The organism is Bacteroidia bacterium (assembly GCA_016218155.1).
Classification (GTDB): domain Bacteria; phylum Bacteroidota; class Bacteroidia; order Bacteroidales; family GWA2-32-17; genus GWA2-32-17.
In genome coordinates this window covers 1-15,804 of record JACREQ010000061.1, presented here as the reverse complement: position 1 = coordinate 15,804, position 15,804 = coordinate 1, and the positions used below count along the sequence as shown (strand labels likewise).

Genomic DNA, 15,804 nt, shown 5'->3' with positions numbered 1-15,804 from the left:
TTTCGATGTAGGAATTAATACTTTCGATGTAGAAAAGTCACTTTTCCATGTAGAAAGTAATGGTTTTGATGTAGGAAAATGATAAGACAATGTAAAAATTAATGCTTTGGATATTTGAAAGTCTCTTTTCAATGTAGAAAATGATCCTTTCCATGTAGGGAAACGATAAAACAATGTAAAAAGTAATGCTTTCGATGTAGGAAAGTCACTTTTCCATGTAGAAAAGTGACTTGGGGATGTAGGTAAGGGGTCTATTCAATGAACTTTGTCAGGAGGAGAGGTGATAATTGAACATATTCAAAAAATTAAATTCCTTTTGATGGTTGATAATTTTGGTTAACTTTAGAATATTAAAATGATTGAAATGTTCAAATCATATTGACAATTTTTTGAATTGATAAAATAATATATGAATATCCGCTATTATACCTAATATCTAAAATAATTCCTCTTGTCATTCCGGGCGAAGTCCTGGAATCTAGATTATAAAGAACAAGATTCCTGCATTCGCAGGAATGACAACTTAGGTTATTTATTCCTGATTGGGTATTATTGCGGACAATCATAAAATAATAATTTTAAAAGAAAATCATATGCCATATGAAATAACCTTGCAAAAATTATTGGAATCTACTGATAAGGAGCTATACGGACGATTATTACATCTTGAGACAATTGCTAAAAAACTTCTTATTTACACTCAAGGGAAATTCCCATATTATACTCCTCATGATTTCCAACACAGTCTATCCGTTGAAGAAAACCTTAATTGGCTCATACTTGATCCAATAAAAGAAAAGTTCAATAAATATGAAATCTTTTTTTTAATCTGTGCCGCTTGGTTACATGATTGGGGAATGGTAGGTGAAGAAAATGAAATCCCTGAGGAGATTAGGGAAAATCACCACATTAGGACTGAAAACTATTTTGAAACGAAATATGACACCCTCGGATTCTCACTTCATGAAGGAAGAATAATAGGCAGAATATGTAAAGGCCATCGTAAGATTGATCTATATTCTGAAGAATATGAAGACATGACATTTGGACAAGGTACAAGGATTCAAACAAGATTTTTAGCAGCGTTATTGAGAATAGCTGATGAAACAGATGTAACACATAGCAGAACCCCCGAAGTGATTTATTATACGATAAATCCAAGTGGTAAGTCAAAAGAAGAATTTGAAAAGCATCTCAATATAACTGGAATAGGTCAACTTGATGAGCCACATAAAATATATATCACAGCTATTGCAAGAGATCCTAGAGGGGCAAAGACTCTAAGGGAACTTACATTTAAAATTCAACATGAACTTGATACAGTAAAGAGCATACTCACACAAAATGGACTTTATTTAGATATTATTGAGTTAAAATTGGAAACACGAGGTTTCATTGATAAACCGATAGGATTTGAGATTAACAAAAACAAAGTAGTAGACCTTTTAATCGGAAAACATCTTTACGGAAAAATTGATGTTTCTATTAGAGAACTTGTTCAGAATTCAATAGATGCTTGCAACCTAAAAAAAATAATTCAGACTTCTTACAATCCCAAAATATCATTGATAAGGGAAAATGAAAACAGTTTAACCATATCAGACAATGGAATTGGTATGAGCTATACTGAGGCTAAACGATTTCTTTCAAACATAGGTACATCATTTTATGATTCGGATGAATTTAAAAAAACATTGGAAGATAAGTTGTATGATCCAATTTCATTTTTTGGCATTGGACTGCTTTCTTCATTTTTGATAGCAGAAGGACTGATAATTGAGACAAAGAAAGATAATGAGGATGCATGTAAGTTCACCATTTCTTCTTTTTCGGAAGATTGGAAATACGAAAAGGGTTCGCTTAAAAAGTCAGGTACTGTAATCACTTTGAATTTAAACTCGGAAGGTAAAGAGATATCAATTTTAGAATCGCTCAACAGATACTTTGTTTCACCAGACATACTTATTACTTATAAGGAAATTGGTAGTGAAGCAATAGTATTTAATAGTAGTTGGTCAATAAATGTTATAGAAGAACGATTTCTTGAGAATGAAGAAAAGAGCCATCCAAAATCGTTAAAAGAAATTGTTTCATTAAATAAAAATGAATATGATGCTTTTCTTGTAAATACACCAAATTACTTTTATCACCAATTAATTCTTTTTAATCATGGCGTTTTTGTTAAATGTATTAACATAACTGGTTTGGACAATAGTTATTGCGTTTTTCTGAACTTGAAATCTAATCTTATTGATTTGCACATTTCACGAGAAGATGTTATAATTAATGATAAATGGTTTTCTTTCATAAATACAATATTTAATGAATTTTTTGATAAAATTCGTGAGTTAAATCCAAACGCCGATTCTGAATATTTTATATCGCTTGTTTCAAGCATGATTGAGACAAGGTTAAGTATTCAAGAAGAGTTATGTGATGAATTGTTTGGAAATTTACCTTTTTTAAATAGTGTATTAAGCAGAATTCTTTTTCCAATTATTAAAAATGGCACCTTAGGATGGGCATTGTTTAATGAAATTTTAGAAAGTGAAACAATTCCTCTCTATAGATGCAATTCATACGAATACAAAGAAGAAATATCGTTGTATCTTAAAGCAAACAAACAAGGTAAAGCGTTCTTCAACCCATATCGAATGCCAACCGTTGGAAATATATTTAATGATAATGCGTCATCAGAACTTGTTGAATATCTTTATAAACAAAAGAACCCCAAATTTGAAAAAATTGATCTCAGAACCCTATTATTAAATATCTCAAAACCAATAAAAGTTGATTACTCAAAAATACTTCCATCAAATGTTCAATTCGCTTCATTTGGAGAACTAAAACCTTTAATAGTTGTTAATGAGTATCCTAAAGTTAAAGAGAAACATAATTATCTAGGTTGCTCCTATTGGGGTAATATATTATTATGGCATCAATTGATTGAAAAAAGCAGGCGTAATGTCTATACAAAAAGTCTAAGAGATTATAAGGATGAAAGATATGAATGCATACAGACAATTGAAGAACATACTGTATTAGTTGATTCAACCGACATTTTCATTGCTGAAATTATTAAGGCATATGATAATTTGAATCCAGATCAATGCCAGCTACTCAAACGTTATTTTAAATATTTGTCATATCTTCCTCTTGTTATAAATAACATGGAAAGTTGCCTAATATTTATTGAAGTTATTGATAGTATTGAAGATTCATTGTCTGTGTCTCTAGGTTTAAAACGACCTCAGGAACTATTTAAGCGGATGAAACCAAATAGTAAATTATATCTTCAATATTTTACTAAATGTGGTATGCAATATATTACAGTTTAATTTATTCTTTCATACTTTGCCTGAAATTCCTGTTTTACTTAAAGGGGTTGGATTATGTAAATAAAGGTTAGTGTATAAATGAGTTATACATAATGATATTTGCTTCGTACCAAGTGTTTTACTAAATTTGATAAAATTTATTTAGAGGCAGATGAGAACGATAAGTATAGAACTAGATAAAAATCAGTTTATTAAAATCTTGAATAAACTTGACGATAACGATAAACTTGAGATTTTTAATGAATTGAAAAAGTCTTTGTTTCTTAAGCGGTTTAATAAACTTCTTAAATCAACCAAAACTAATGAGCTGACTATGGAGGAAATAACCAAAGAGGTTGAATCAGTTAGGAAACAAAGATATGAGAAGAAAAAGCAAGAGATATAAAATTATTATTGACACAAATATTTGGATTTCGTTCTTGATCGGCAAGAGTTTACGAGGTCTACAAAATCATCTTGATTCTCAGAGCATAAAAATAATCACCTGTAAGGAACAGTATTGCGAATTATCTGAGGTTTTTAAAAAACCAAAAATCAAAAAATATTTTACCAAAGAGCAAGCAGAAGAATTTTTTGAACTACTTGATGAATCGTCCGATTGCATAGAATTGGTTACTAAATCCAATGCATGTAGAGATGCAAAAGATAACTATTTAGTTTCTTTAGCAATAGACTCACATTCTGATTTCCTAATCACTGGCGACCAAGATTTACTTGAACTTAATAGGATTGGGAAAACTCTTGTTATAAGATATAGTGATTTTGAACAGTTACTAAATCAATAAATCCTTTCATTTTAGGCTTTTCCTAAGTTGAATTTATTCTTTTAGGCTTTGCCTGAGATTCTACAATGTTTACCCTGCTGGCTTTGGATTGGTGTATAAAAATCTGTGTAAACTATTTAAATAATTAACGTCAGTTCGACATAAGCAATGTAATAATATGTTTATTTGCACATACATATAACTATTTAGCTTGATGATGGAAGGTTGGAATGATGGAATGATGGAGAACAAGAGGTTAGATTTTTGCTTGTATCCTCCATTTTTCCAATTTTCCATTATTCCATTGATTCAAATAAAACAAATTAATTGATATATAGGTTAATACATTGTTTCTTATATCGAACTCACGTTAATTAGCAGTATCAGTAGGGGTGGTTACTAAACATACCCAAATCAAATTCCTTTTGATGGTTGATAATTTTGGCTAACTTTGGTAAGGATTAACCGAAGGGGAATAATACATTGCAATGTACTTTTAGGGAATGTATAAAGGAGTTGGGTGCAAGACTTAAAAGTTTGATTTTCTGAAATTGGTTGACTAAAAATTTATTATCAGATGAATATGAAGATTAAAAGAAATTTTGTTACACCTTATCTTACCTTTGTTTTTCTTGTAGTTGGATTCTCAGGTATTTTAATGTTCTTTCATTTATTTGACGACTATACAAAGGTTGTTCATGAATTATTAGGGTTGACATTTGTTCTTTTTTCAGCCCTTCATATTATAATCAATTGGACAAGTCTAAAAAGTCACTTTAGAAAGAAAATCTTTATTACTTCAGGTGTAGTCGTTTTATTAATTTCGGTTGCATTTATTATTTTAGAAAAAGTTCATGGAAACAACGAGCGTATAGTAATAGAGAAACTTGTGAAAGCTCCTATCTCAAGTTCCTTTACTGTATTAAATGTTGACTATAATAAAGCAAAGATAATTCTCAAAAATAATAACATCACCATTGGAGACTCGAAAACAATAGAGGAAATTTGTGTTAGGAATCAAAAATCTTCAAATGAAATAATTGAATTGATTGTTAAATGATTATTACCATATATAATCAGTAATGATATTAGATATGCCTCCGCTCGTCGTAGATTGCTTTCAGCGAACTCGCAAAAAACGCTCGGTTAGCGAAGCGTATCTACGTCGTTTTTAAACAGCGGCTTATTCGCCTTATGGCTCCCGAGATCGCTTTGCTAAGTTCTAACCGCGCCAAATTCCAATTAAAAACAATACCGCTAACCCAAAACTTCTCACATTAGATTTTCTATCCTTACGGGCTTTGCTTGGGTAAACAGAGGTTAACACTTTAAGTCACTTGACACAGTTTAATGAATACACCCCAAAACCGAACTCATTTCATGCTTCCGTACTCCCGCTCACCAGAGGTAAGAGTAATTAAATAGCAAAAATATATAGATATTTCTGCACAAAAAATTAAGAAACTAAGTTTGCCGTTTGATAATCTATGAATTATAGCTATTTTTGATATAATATTTGATGAAAATTATATATATAAAAAGCTATAGGAAACCTGTTGTCGAATATGCGAGCATTAAATTATCTATCGAAAATTATAGGTTAGACCATTTAAGGGCTAAGTATTTTAATCACTTTGGGTTGATGCTTTAATGTTGGACATAAGATCAAGCATTAACAAGTTGCAGTGACAGACGAATATACAGCCCTCTAACCCCCGAAAGGGAAATATTAAACTATTGAAAAAATTAGTATGGAAGATCAATTAAAAAAAAGTAATAGCCTGAACAAAGAAACCTCCTCCCATTCAGGGAAATTAGGCAAGGGATTCTCTCTCTACAGTGAAGACCTTGCGCCTGTTCCACAATCAAAGCGAACATGGAATACATGGAACTATGCTGCGCTTTGGATAAGCATGAGCTTGTGTATTCCTACCTACATGCTCGCAAGTTCGCTTATCTCTGGTGGAATGAATTGGTGGCAAGCGATACTCACCATTTTTATTGGCAACACTATTGTCCTTATCCCTATGATTTTAAACGGGCATGCTGGAGCAAAATATGGAATACCATTTCCTGTTTTGGCGCGGGCAAGCTTCGGAGTAAGCGGCGCAAATATTCCTGCTATGCTAAGAGCGATTGTTGCTTGCGGTTGGTTTGGCATTCAAACATGGATTGGAGGATATGCCTTGTACCTGATGATAAAAGTGTGGGTGCCATCGATAGAAAATCTTCCGCAAATTTTTCCTGCTTCATTCACTTTGCAAACCGGACCAGCAATTACTTTTTTTCTATTCTGGCTGCTGAATATGTTTGTGGTTTATCTTGGTGTAGAAAGCATAAAGAAACTTTTAGTGTTTAAAGCATTTTTTCTTCCGATTGCCGCACTTGCGCTTTTATTTTGGGCAATCAGCAATGTGGATGGGTTAGGCCCAATACTCTCTCAGCCATCAAAATTTACAACAAGTGCAGAGTTCTGGAATTTCTTTTTCCCAGGGCTTACAGGCATGGTTGGATTTTGGGCAACGCTCTCATTGAACATTCCAGACTTTACACGCTATGCAAAAAGCCAGCGCACGCAAATTACAGGGCAGGCAATTGGGTTACCCCCAAGTATGACATTGTTTTCTTTCATCGGAGTTGTGGTAACTTCAGCAACTTTTATAATTTATGGTGAAATAATTTGGGATCCGCTGGTACTGGCAGGAAAATTTGAAAGTAAATTACTAGTGAGTTTTGCAATGATTGCCGTTACAATTTCTACTCTTGCAACAAACATTGCAGCAAATATTGTTAGCCCTGCAAATGATTTTGCAAATCTTTCTCCATCAAAAATAAATTTCAGAATAGGAGGATACATCACAGGTATCATCGGGATTTTAATTTTCCCGTGGAAACTTATTGCCGACCCCAACGGATATATTTTTACTTGGCTGATTGCTTACTCAAGTTTGCTTGGACCAGTTGGTGGAATCATGATTGCAGATTATTTTTTCATCCGCAGGAAGAATTTGAAAACGGACGATTTATATTCGCACACTGGAATTTATTCCTATTCGAAAGGATTTAACAAAGCAGCAATAATTGCTTTGCTGCTTGGCATTCTTCCAAATGTCCCCGGATTTTTGGTAACAATAAATCTTGTCGGGAAAAATTCAGTTCCCGAAATCATTTCTCATTTATATAATTATGCATGGTTTGTTGGTTTCTTTGTTTCCGGAATTTTATATTTGTTAATGATGAAAAGGAGTTCAAATTACAAATGATTGGCATTATCAATCCTAAATTTATCTTGCTATTTAACCTAGAAATTAAATTACTATAATAAGAATTTGCTTATACATACAATAAAAACTATTGAAACATCAATATAATGGGTCACATACTAATAATTGTACTCATAGTAATAGTTATACTATTATTTAAACGTGGTTTCTTTGAAGCAGAACGAAAGTTCCGTCGTAACTATTACCGCAATATCTACTTAAAATCAGATGCATGGAAAAGAAAACGCTATGTTGTTCTCAAAAGAGACAACTGGCGTTGTGTATACTGCGGAGCACGTGCAACCCATGTTCACCATAAGAGATATGCTAAGTATAATATTGGCAGAGAACCCATCGATTGGTTGGTATCTGTTTGCAAGCCATGTCACGAATCTCTGCATAGCTAAAAGTCTTTGCTAGTTTTGGATTTGGAACGAGTAGGGCCTAAAAATCTATATAAACTATTTAAATGATTTGCCGTGTTAGTAGGGGTTATTACTGAATATACTCAATCAAATTCTTTTTGTCAGTTAATATTTTTTGATAATTTTGATAAAGATTGCAGAAGATGAAAACACCTCCTAAATTGCTTTTAGTGAGTATGTAAACGAGTTAGAAGGTATATTCAAAATCAAATTTCAATTGAAAAATTAAGAATTTAAAATATTTACCTATGAAAACCCTAAAGATTACTATTCTACTATTTTTATTAGCATTTACAAATTACTCCTGTAAAAAGGATATGGATTATGAATATACGGGCTATGTAGAGATTCATCTTGGTTATTCACGCTATATTGGTATCTTCTGCCTAGATTATGATCTTAATAACTTTTACCCATCTGATGCTATTGTGGCTAGAGAAAATGCTAACGGTGTGGTTAAAATTGAGCTTAATCCTGGAAATTATGTATGCGCAAATATTTTTAGAACAGAGCATATTGCATTTCAGGTACGAGCTGGAGAAACCACAAAAATTACTTTTTAGTTATAGTAGTTAGTAGGGTATTATTAACCATTTATTGTTTTCTTGAAAAATTCGTTTTAGCGAATATCTAGTAGAATCATTTTGCATAATAATTTATTGTAAAAAATATAATATTTATTGATTATTAATAAATATTTATTATTTTTGTGACATAATTTAAACCTTAAACATATGTCGGGAAGAAATGATTTTATCTGGAAAACCTTAAATGTTATCACTTGGATAATCTTTTTAGGTTTTTGTGTTCAAGCAGGAGCCTTACTATTCAATTACATTTTTAGCATGTTTAAGCCCATTGCTACACACAATTTGCACCTTGGTCTTGATCTATCGAATCTTTATAGCCAAAGCAAAATTATTTATACCTATTTATTCAGCTTTGCTATTATTCTTTCTGTTTTAAAAGCTTACCTATTTTACTTGGTTATTAAAATATTTATGAAAATGAACCTCGTAAAACCTTTTTCAGTAGAGATTTCTGAGTATATTTCTAAAATTGGTTATTATGCTTTATCAATTGGCTTTTTAGGTTTAATAGCACATTCGTATGCAAAAAGGCTAATTCAAAAGGGTTACGATGTGAATTTAATTGAAAGATATTGGCATAGTGGTGAAACTTATTTACTAATGGCGGCTATTCTCTTTGTTGTTGCAATGATTTTTAAGAAAGGCATTGAAATCCAAAATGAAAACGACTTAATTGTTTAAGCTATGCCAATAATTGTAAACCTAGATGTGATGATGGCTAAACGGAAAATGTCTCTAAATGAACTTTCCGAGAAGGTTGATCTGACTTTATCAAACCTTTCCATACTAAAAACAGGTAAAGCAAAAGCAATCCGATTTAGCACTTTAAACGCCATTTGTAATGCTTTAAATTGCCAACCAGGTGATATTTTGGAATATGTTGATGAGGAAAAAGGAACAACCGTCCATTAACATGCGATTTTAACATCAATATTATGCTAACTTGTGACCTGCTAAATGAAATTAACTTTAACAATAAACAGCTGAGAAAATGAGTAATGTAAAGATATTTAAAACTCCTTTTGCACTTGTATATCCGTTGTATATTCAAAAAGTGGAAAAGAAGGGGCGTACAAAAGCAGAACTAGATGCTATTATTTTTTGGCTAACGGGATATGATGAGCAAGCATTGCTACAACAAATCGAAAAGAATAATGATTTTGAAACCTTTTTTGCTCAGGCACCTCTTATTAATCCTAATGCCTCAAAAATCACAGGTTTAATTTGCGGTTATCGTGTTGAAGAAATTGAAGACGAACTCATGCAAAAAATCCGTTATTTAGATAAACTGGTTGATGAATTAGCTAAAGGAAAAGCAATGGATAAGATTTTAAGGAAATGAAAATCCCTCGCTGACATGAATTAACTTGACATTACAAAAAAAGTTCAAGAATCAATGCTAACCCCATTGACTCTTGAAACTTTTAACTTTCAACTAATTAAACCTATACGAAAACTTTACGAGGAAAATACTATGTGGATGCGTATCGAATAAATTATTAATATCACTTCCTGTTGATGTGCTGTAGGAATCGTAGGAATCCTGTTTACCCATTGTCCAAACAAAGAATAGGGTAGAACCTGGACGATATTCCCAGCGAACTATCATATTCGATTGAAAATCGAGGAAGTTAAAGTCCATTTTAGGAAACGTATAATCTTTTGTTCCATCAAGGTTCTCATCAATTTGGTATTCATTATCGGTAGCATTATAGGTAAGCTGCGATGGTTGGTAAACATAAAATCTATCGGTAAATTTCTTTGCCCTTGGGTTGGTTATCATTTTATAGTCAGTATACCTGCCGCTTGTTAGGTATGGCCTGCCCCAATATTGTATTGTGAGTTCAGGGTTTATACTATATTCAAGCCTAAACGAAAGGTTGTATGATTTTTCGCTAATTGAAGCATTAATATATCTTGGATCTCCATTCCAATCGGTATTTGTAACATACTGTATTTTGGAATTGCTTTTGGAGATTTCAGGGGCAATCGAAATGGCGAGATTCTTTGATGGCCTGTAGTTTATAGAACCCCAAAAACCATGATAAACGCTAGCGTGATTATCGGCCCAATTGTTTGAACCACCTAATGATACGGTTAATGCTTTTCGTTGGTCGGAATTAATGTTATACCAATTGTTCCAATTACCTTCCCTTTTGAGCATTGGTCCCCCGCGTAATGAGCTGCTCGATAAACTTGTTCCGTTACGGTTAACTCCAGTGCTAAAGCTCCAGTAGTTAGTGAATTGAAGATGAAAGTTTACGTTTCCGCCTTTGTAAGCCGAAATTCCGCCAAAATTCCACCCTGTCCACTGGTTAAAGTTGATATTGATATTTCGGAAAATAAATACTGGCTCCCAGTAGCGCAAACCAACCCAAGCAACCTGAAAAATATCATCAACATTTTGTGAGTAACCAATATCATTTACATCAAGTTCAGGCGATTTCCACGATACAAATGTCATATATCGAACATGCCCTTCGCCTGATTTTCCAAACTGAATCAATCCCCCAGTTCCTGTTAAAGAGGTTCTTGATGAATCAACCCTTACATATCTTGCATCTGGACGCTGAAAATACCTAGCGGGGGCAGTTTGAGTAGATGCAATGGCCTCCTTTGTACCATTAACATTACTAAAGTAAAGTTTGGTGCTAAAATAATATATACGGTTTTTCCAGTACTGCTGGAAATCAACTCCACCTGTGAATGCATCTTTATGAAGATAATCTTTGGATGCATCGGTTAGCTGACGATTTGTTGAGGTAATAATGCTATTAATTATGGTGTTTCCTTTATTAAACTCCTTCTTTAGAGTACCTACAAAATAGTTTGTTAAAGGTTCAACAAGTTGACGTCGTCTTTTCCCAAGGCTATCGATTTGGGCATAGCTATTTGAGGTTAAACTCTCCATTATTCCAACGGATAAACCATTGTTGTTTCTGCCGCTAATCTTTGCTGCACCAAGAATTGTTGTATTCGATGGAATATCTATAAACTCTTTTTTTGCTAAATCTGGTGATAGTTGTGGAGATCTTCCAATTCTTCTTGAGTAGAAAAGATTCTCAGAAGATGATTCCCCATCTCCAGCCACTAGATTAAAGCTAAAAAGATTACTGCCAGCAACAAAGAAGGGTCTTTTCTCGGGGAAATAGGTTTCGAAAGCAGAAAGGTTGACTACTGAAGGATCGGCCTCAACTTGACCAAAATCAGGGTTGACAGTTAAGTCGAGAGTGAAGTTATTTGTTATCCCCACCTTTGCATCAATACCAGCATTTAATCCGTTTCTTTTACCTGTCATAAAGGGATTTCCTACCTCATTTTTAAACCTCTCGGTTTTTGTAACTATGTATGGTGCAAACTCAACCTGGCGGCGAGGGGTGAGGGAGCGAAGTCCATTTATCTGCCCAAATTCACTTACCCAACCTGATGCATCCTTAGGAATAAACTGCCAATACGATGATTCTTGTTTGCGGAAAAAGAACCTACCAACTTGCAATCCCCAGGTTAAATCATTCAAGGTGGCAAACCGAAGTTGGTTCAAAGGGATTTTCATCTCTGCGCTCCACCCATCATTCGTTTTTGCAGTTTTAACCCACCAAATAGGATCCCAGTTCAAATCCTGATTATTACCATCATCGGTGAGAATAAAATCTTTTTTTACACCAGCGGCATTTACCCAAAAACCAAATGCTGTTTTTTGATCATGGTATGAATCAATAGCTAAACCTACTGCATCACCATCAGTATCATCACGGCGCGAAATTCGGTAGGATACGCTATCGGGAGAATTATCAAAAGCCTTAATTCCTACATATAAAAAATCGTGATCGTAGATTATTTGAAACTCCGTTTTTTGCGATGGATCTTTACCTGCATGAGGTTCGCGTTGAATAAATCCACCCTGCCACACTCCTTTTTGCCATATAGCATCATTGAGTATTCCATCAATCATTGGCGCCTCAGTCCCTATAAGCTTAGTCTCGTATGACCTTTTTTCATAAGTAATCTTAGCAATGCTAGCACTGCTACTAGCCATTAGAATTACTAATACGATAATAAGTTGCTTTGCCTTCATCTTTAATTTAAATTTTAAAAGATCCCATTGTTCATTAATAATACCATCTATACGTTCAAAAGCTACAATAACAGAAGTAGTTTTCCACTAGCTACTTTGTAAATAAACTTGTCTTTGGAAAGTTTCTTTCCACCACATCCTCACAAGAGACATTTATTTTTATGTTTTGTTGCATTGTATTAGAAAAAAAATTTTTCATTTTGAAAGAGTGAATCGTATTTAATAGATTTTTTAAATAATAATAGCCGTTTATCCTATTGAGTAAAGAGCAATCACATTATGTGCCATCCCCAATAGTAAAAAGACTATCAGCTAATTATTAATAAAATTAAGGAAGATTTATTGTTCAGTTCCGTATAGTTCTTGTTCGGATTCGAACAAGATAGTTTGTTTGTGATATAAAATTTAACAGATTAGCTAAACATATTGTTTAAAAAACACTGCGATTTTCTCTTTGGGTTTATATGTTCTTCTCTATAAAATAGTATTGCATTGATAATTTTAATTTATTCAATAAACGTTTTAATTCCGGGGTAACTAAATCTTTTGACCGCAAATGTTTCTGGGTAAACAAAGAACTGAATATCTGCCTCCGTGCAAGTTTCATTCATACCATCCAATATCTGTACATTGATTCTGGCATAAGGAGCTTCTCTACTTATAAGTTTTGCTTTAACTGTAAAAGTACCATAAGTCATATTTGCAGGTTTTAGATAGCGTACCTCCATTTTTGATGTTACTCCTACTGTTCCTAGTTGAGCAAAAATTACCCAGCTGGCAATTTCATCCATTACGACTGCTTGAACGCCTCCATGTACAACGTCTTTAAAACCTTGAAAACAATTATCGGGGTTCCATTTGGATTCAAGGGTATTATCTTCCTCATTTAACCAAAATTCAAGTTTTAGCCCTAGATGATTATGAGGAGAACAGCCAAAACAATTGTAGCCATCAATATTTGTAAATGGATTATTAATCTTTTTCATTGTAAATATTTTTACAAAAATGAGAAAAATAATGTGATGTAAATAATATCAATTTATTTAGATAGAAAAAATGGAAATGAATCGATGAAAGCATTCTTCAATGCCAATGTGAGTAACAAAATAGCTAAACTTATTAAATTATAAAATGTTTCATTTCAGAACATTCTTACAATTTTGATACCTTTGTAAAGGATGATTAAGGCTAGATTAATATGAGTGTTTGGCTGATTCTGCTTTATTCGATAGTCTATATTTAAATTATGGAAACTAAAACAGGTCGAATTCTTGCAATTGACGATAATCAGGAAATCCTTTTATCACTTAGAGTCGCACTTTCAAAGCATCTCGAGGAGATTAAACTTTACGTTTCCCCAAGTGATGATGCAATTAAAGAGATTTCATCTGGTAATTACGATGTGGTCCTATTGGATATGAACTTTACTCCAGGTTCTACAAGTGGTAAGGAGGGACTAGATTTTCTGAAGAAAATAGTTTCAATTGATCCTACAATTTCCGTGGTAATGATTACAGCCTATGGTGATGTAAATATAGCCGTGGAAGCCATGAAACATGGTGCTACCGATTTTGTACTTAAACCATGGGAGAATAAAAAGTTACTGGCAACGGTTTTATCTGCCTATAATCTCAGTAAAAGTAAAAGAGAATCGTTAGATCTTAGGCAAAGTAGAAAGGTTCTGGCAAATGATATCGATACACCATACCTAGATATTATAGGCAATTCAGAACCTATGAAGAAGGTAATGTCTGCCATTGAAAAGGTTGCAAAAACTGATGCCAATGTGCTAGTTCTAGGTGAAAATGGTACAGGAAAGGAGTTGGTTGCAAGGGCAATTCATCGGATTTCGAATAGGGCATCACAGCTATTCGTTTCTGTTGATATGGGAGCAATACCCGATACACTCTTCGAAAGTGAACTTTTTGGTTGCGTTAAAGGAGCTTACACAGATGCCCGTGAGAATAGGCCAGGTAGGTTTGAGATGGCAACAGGAGGTACACTTTTCCTTGATGAGATAGCAAATATCCCGTTAACATTACAAGCAAAACTGCTTGGAGTTCTTCAAACAAAGCAGGTTTCAAGGTTAGGTTCAGTGGCAAGTAAAAGTATCGATATACGTTTAATATCTGCTACAAATGCATCAATTAATCAGCTGATTAATGAGGGAAAGTTTAGGCAGGATCTTTACTATAGAATAAATACTATTGAGATAACAATACCTCCACTGCGCGAGAGGGGTGATGATATTCATCTTCTTACAAATCATTACCTCGATATTTATGGTCGGAAATATGGCAAGCGGAATTTAAAACTATCAAAGGCCGTTCAGCGCCTTATACATTCATATAGTTGGCCTGGAAATGTTAGGGAATTAGCACATTCTATTGAACGTGCAGTTATAATGACCGATGGAGCTACAATTGAACCTGATTCTATCCTTTTTGCTCATCAAAATCCTTCAATGATTCAGCAGAGAGATACTAGCCTCCATATCGATGAGGTGGAAAAGCAGACAATCATTAAGGCATTAAAAGTCAATAATGGGAACATCAGTACTGCTGCACTGGAGTTGGGGATGGGACGAACTACACTTTATCGTAAAATGGCAAAATATGGCATTTAAATCGTTTCGATTTAAGGTAATATTTAGAATATTAATAATTACCTCTGTATTAGCTTTAATTATCTACTTTATAGCTAGACCATATTACTATTTTACTGTTGGCGAGTTATTACTTTTGATTATAGTATTGATCATTGAACTTATTCATTTTATAGAAAAAGGTCATCGTCAAATAAATCAAATGCTCGAGTCGCTTAAAGAGCGTGATTTCAGCCTTAAGTTTAACCCTGTTGAAGAGGGAAAAGTCTTCCGTGGTCAAGCCGAAATTTTAACCCAACTCGTGCAATCGTATCGGGATATAAGAATCGAAAAGGAGATGCACTACCAGTTTCTGAACTTAATTGTTAATCAGCTGAATTATGGTATTATTTGCTTTGATGCCGTTGGAAAAATTAGTTTATCGAATAAGGCGATAAAAAAGCTTTGTGGACTTAATGAGATTACGCATATATCATCTCTTAATAGAATCGATAAAAACCTCAGTAATGAGATTGAATTGCTTAAAACTGGCGAAGAGAAATTGATCTCTGTATTCAAGGATGGTGAATTCTTTAAGTATTCAATTTCTTGTAGCGAAATTAAATTGCTCGATGGTAGATACAAATTGGTTGCATTGCATAATCTACATTCTACTTTACAGGAGCACGAGTTAGATTCACATAAGAAGTTGATAAGAATTTTAACGCATGAGATTATGAATTCGGTTACTCCAATTCTATCTCT

The 15,804-nt window shown here is 33.5% G+C and carries 14 protein-coding genes; 12 read left to right on the top strand and 2 right to left on the bottom strand.

Annotated elements, in window-relative coordinates:
- Positions 1-593 precede the first annotated feature (593 nt).
- The 10 genes from HY951_11905 (at position 594) to HY951_11860 (ending at position 9,722) form a co-directional block, all read left to right on the top strand.
- A complete protein-coding gene (locus tag HY951_11905; GenBank protein MBI5540758.1) occupies positions 594-3,338 on the top strand; it encodes an ATP-binding protein in 2,745 nt (914 codons plus the stop codon).
- Positions 3,339-3,489: 151 nt separating this feature from the next.
- Positions 3,490-3,723 (top strand): hypothetical protein, encoded by a 234-nt coding sequence (locus tag HY951_11900; protein MBI5540757.1) that lies wholly within the window; start codon positions 3,490-3,492, stop codon positions 3,721-3,723.
- Positions 3,698-4,123: a putative toxin-antitoxin system toxin component, PIN family gene (locus HY951_11895; GenBank protein MBI5540756.1), complete on the top strand. Its 426-nt coding sequence runs from the start codon at positions 3,698-3,700 to the stop codon at positions 4,121-4,123. Before HY951_11900 ends, HY951_11895 begins: the two co-directional genes overlap by 26 nt.
- Positions 4,124-4,685: 562 nt before the next feature.
- Positions 4,686-5,162, top strand: coding sequence for a DUF4405 domain-containing protein (locus HY951_11890; protein ID MBI5540755.1), 477 nt, complete (start codon positions 4,686-4,688; stop codon positions 5,160-5,162).
- 691 nt (positions 5,163-5,853) lie between these two features.
- Entirely contained in the window at positions 5,854-7,365 is a 1,512-nt protein-coding gene (locus HY951_11885; protein ID MBI5540754.1) for an NCS1 family nucleobase:cation symporter-1, read from the top strand.
- Between the two features lie 107 nt (positions 7,366-7,472).
- Complete coding sequence (locus HY951_11880; protein ID MBI5540753.1) at positions 7,473-7,772, top strand: hypothetical protein; 300 nt, start codon at positions 7,473-7,475, stop codon at positions 7,770-7,772.
- A gap of 266 nt (positions 7,773-8,038) precedes the next feature.
- The gene (locus tag HY951_11875; GenBank protein ID MBI5540752.1) at positions 8,039-8,353 is read left to right on the top strand and encodes a hypothetical protein; all 315 of its coding nucleotides are present in this window, start codon (positions 8,039-8,041) and stop codon (positions 8,351-8,353) included.
- Positions 8,354-8,524: 171 nt separating this feature from the next.
- Entirely contained in the window at positions 8,525-9,061 is a 537-nt protein-coding gene (locus tag HY951_11870) for a DUF2975 domain-containing protein (GenBank protein ID MBI5540751.1), read from the top strand.
- A gap of 3 nt (positions 9,062-9,064) precedes the next feature.
- On the top strand, positions 9,065-9,292 hold the full coding sequence (locus HY951_11865) for a helix-turn-helix transcriptional regulator (GenBank protein MBI5540750.1): 228 nt from the start codon (positions 9,065-9,067) through the stop codon (positions 9,290-9,292).
- A 79-nt stretch (positions 9,293-9,371) separates the two neighbouring features.
- A complete protein-coding gene (locus tag HY951_11860; protein MBI5540749.1) occupies positions 9,372-9,722 on the top strand; it encodes a DUF2200 domain-containing protein in 351 nt (116 codons plus the stop codon).
- A gap of 93 nt (positions 9,723-9,815) precedes the next feature.
- On the opposite strand, the gene HY951_11855 is transcribed toward HY951_11860, so the two are convergent.
- Together HY951_11855 and HY951_11850 are read right to left on the bottom strand one after the other, a co-directional pair.
- Entirely contained in the window at positions 9,816-12,455 is a 2,640-nt protein-coding gene (locus HY951_11855) for a carbohydrate binding family 9 domain-containing protein (GenBank protein MBI5540748.1), read from the bottom strand.
- A gap of 506 nt (positions 12,456-12,961) precedes the next feature.
- Positions 12,962-13,441 (bottom strand): PaaI family thioesterase, encoded by a 480-nt coding sequence (locus HY951_11850; GenBank protein ID MBI5540747.1) that lies wholly within the window; start codon positions 13,439-13,441, stop codon positions 12,962-12,964.
- 260 nt (positions 13,442-13,701) lie between these two features.
- Between HY951_11850 and HY951_11845 the strand changes: the two genes are divergently transcribed.
- Positions 13,702-15,081 carry a sigma-54-dependent Fis family transcriptional regulator gene (locus HY951_11845; GenBank protein MBI5540746.1) on the top strand — a complete coding sequence of 460 codons (1,380 nt, stop codon included), beginning with the start codon at positions 13,702-13,704 and terminating at the stop codon, positions 15,079-15,081.
- A partial coding sequence (locus HY951_11840) for a hypothetical protein (GenBank protein MBI5540745.1) occupies positions 14,999-15,804 on the top strand: 806 nt, incomplete at its 3' end. The genes HY951_11845 and HY951_11840, both read left to right, overlap by 83 nt.

Bases quoted from the DNA above. Each gene is read 5' to 3' on its own strand.
- HY951_11905 (MBI5540758.1), top strand. From the start codon at position 594: ATGCCATATGAAATAACCTTGCAAAAATTATTGGAATCTACTGATAAG.
- HY951_11900 (MBI5540757.1), top strand. From the start codon at position 3,490: ATGAGAACGATAAGTATAGAACTAGATAAAAATCAGTTTATTAAAATC.
- HY951_11895 (MBI5540756.1), top strand. From the start codon at position 3,698: ATGAGAAGAAAAAGCAAGAGATATAAAATTATTATTGACACAAATATT.
- HY951_11890 (MBI5540755.1), top strand. From the start codon at position 4,686: ATGAAGATTAAAAGAAATTTTGTTACACCTTATCTTACCTTTGTTTTT.
- HY951_11885 (MBI5540754.1), top strand. From the start codon at position 5,854: ATGGAAGATCAATTAAAAAAAAGTAATAGCCTGAACAAAGAAACCTCC.
- HY951_11880 (MBI5540753.1), top strand. From the start codon at position 7,473: ATGGGTCACATACTAATAATTGTACTCATAGTAATAGTTATACTATTA.
- HY951_11875 (MBI5540752.1), top strand. From the start codon at position 8,039: ATGAAAACCCTAAAGATTACTATTCTACTATTTTTATTAGCATTTACA.
- HY951_11870 (MBI5540751.1), top strand. From the start codon at position 8,525: ATGTCGGGAAGAAATGATTTTATCTGGAAAACCTTAAATGTTATCACT.
- HY951_11865 (MBI5540750.1), top strand. From the start codon at position 9,065: ATGCCAATAATTGTAAACCTAGATGTGATGATGGCTAAACGGAAAATG.
- HY951_11860 (MBI5540749.1), top strand. From the start codon at position 9,372: ATGAGTAATGTAAAGATATTTAAAACTCCTTTTGCACTTGTATATCCG.
- HY951_11855 (MBI5540748.1), bottom strand. From the start codon at position 12,455: ATGAAGGCAAAGCAACTTATTATCGTATTAGTAATTCTAATGGCTAGT.
- HY951_11850 (MBI5540747.1), bottom strand. From the start codon at position 13,441: ATGAAAAAGATTAATAATCCATTTACAAATATTGATGGCTACAATTGT.
- HY951_11845 (MBI5540746.1), top strand. From the start codon at position 13,702: ATGGAAACTAAAACAGGTCGAATTCTTGCAATTGACGATAATCAGGAA.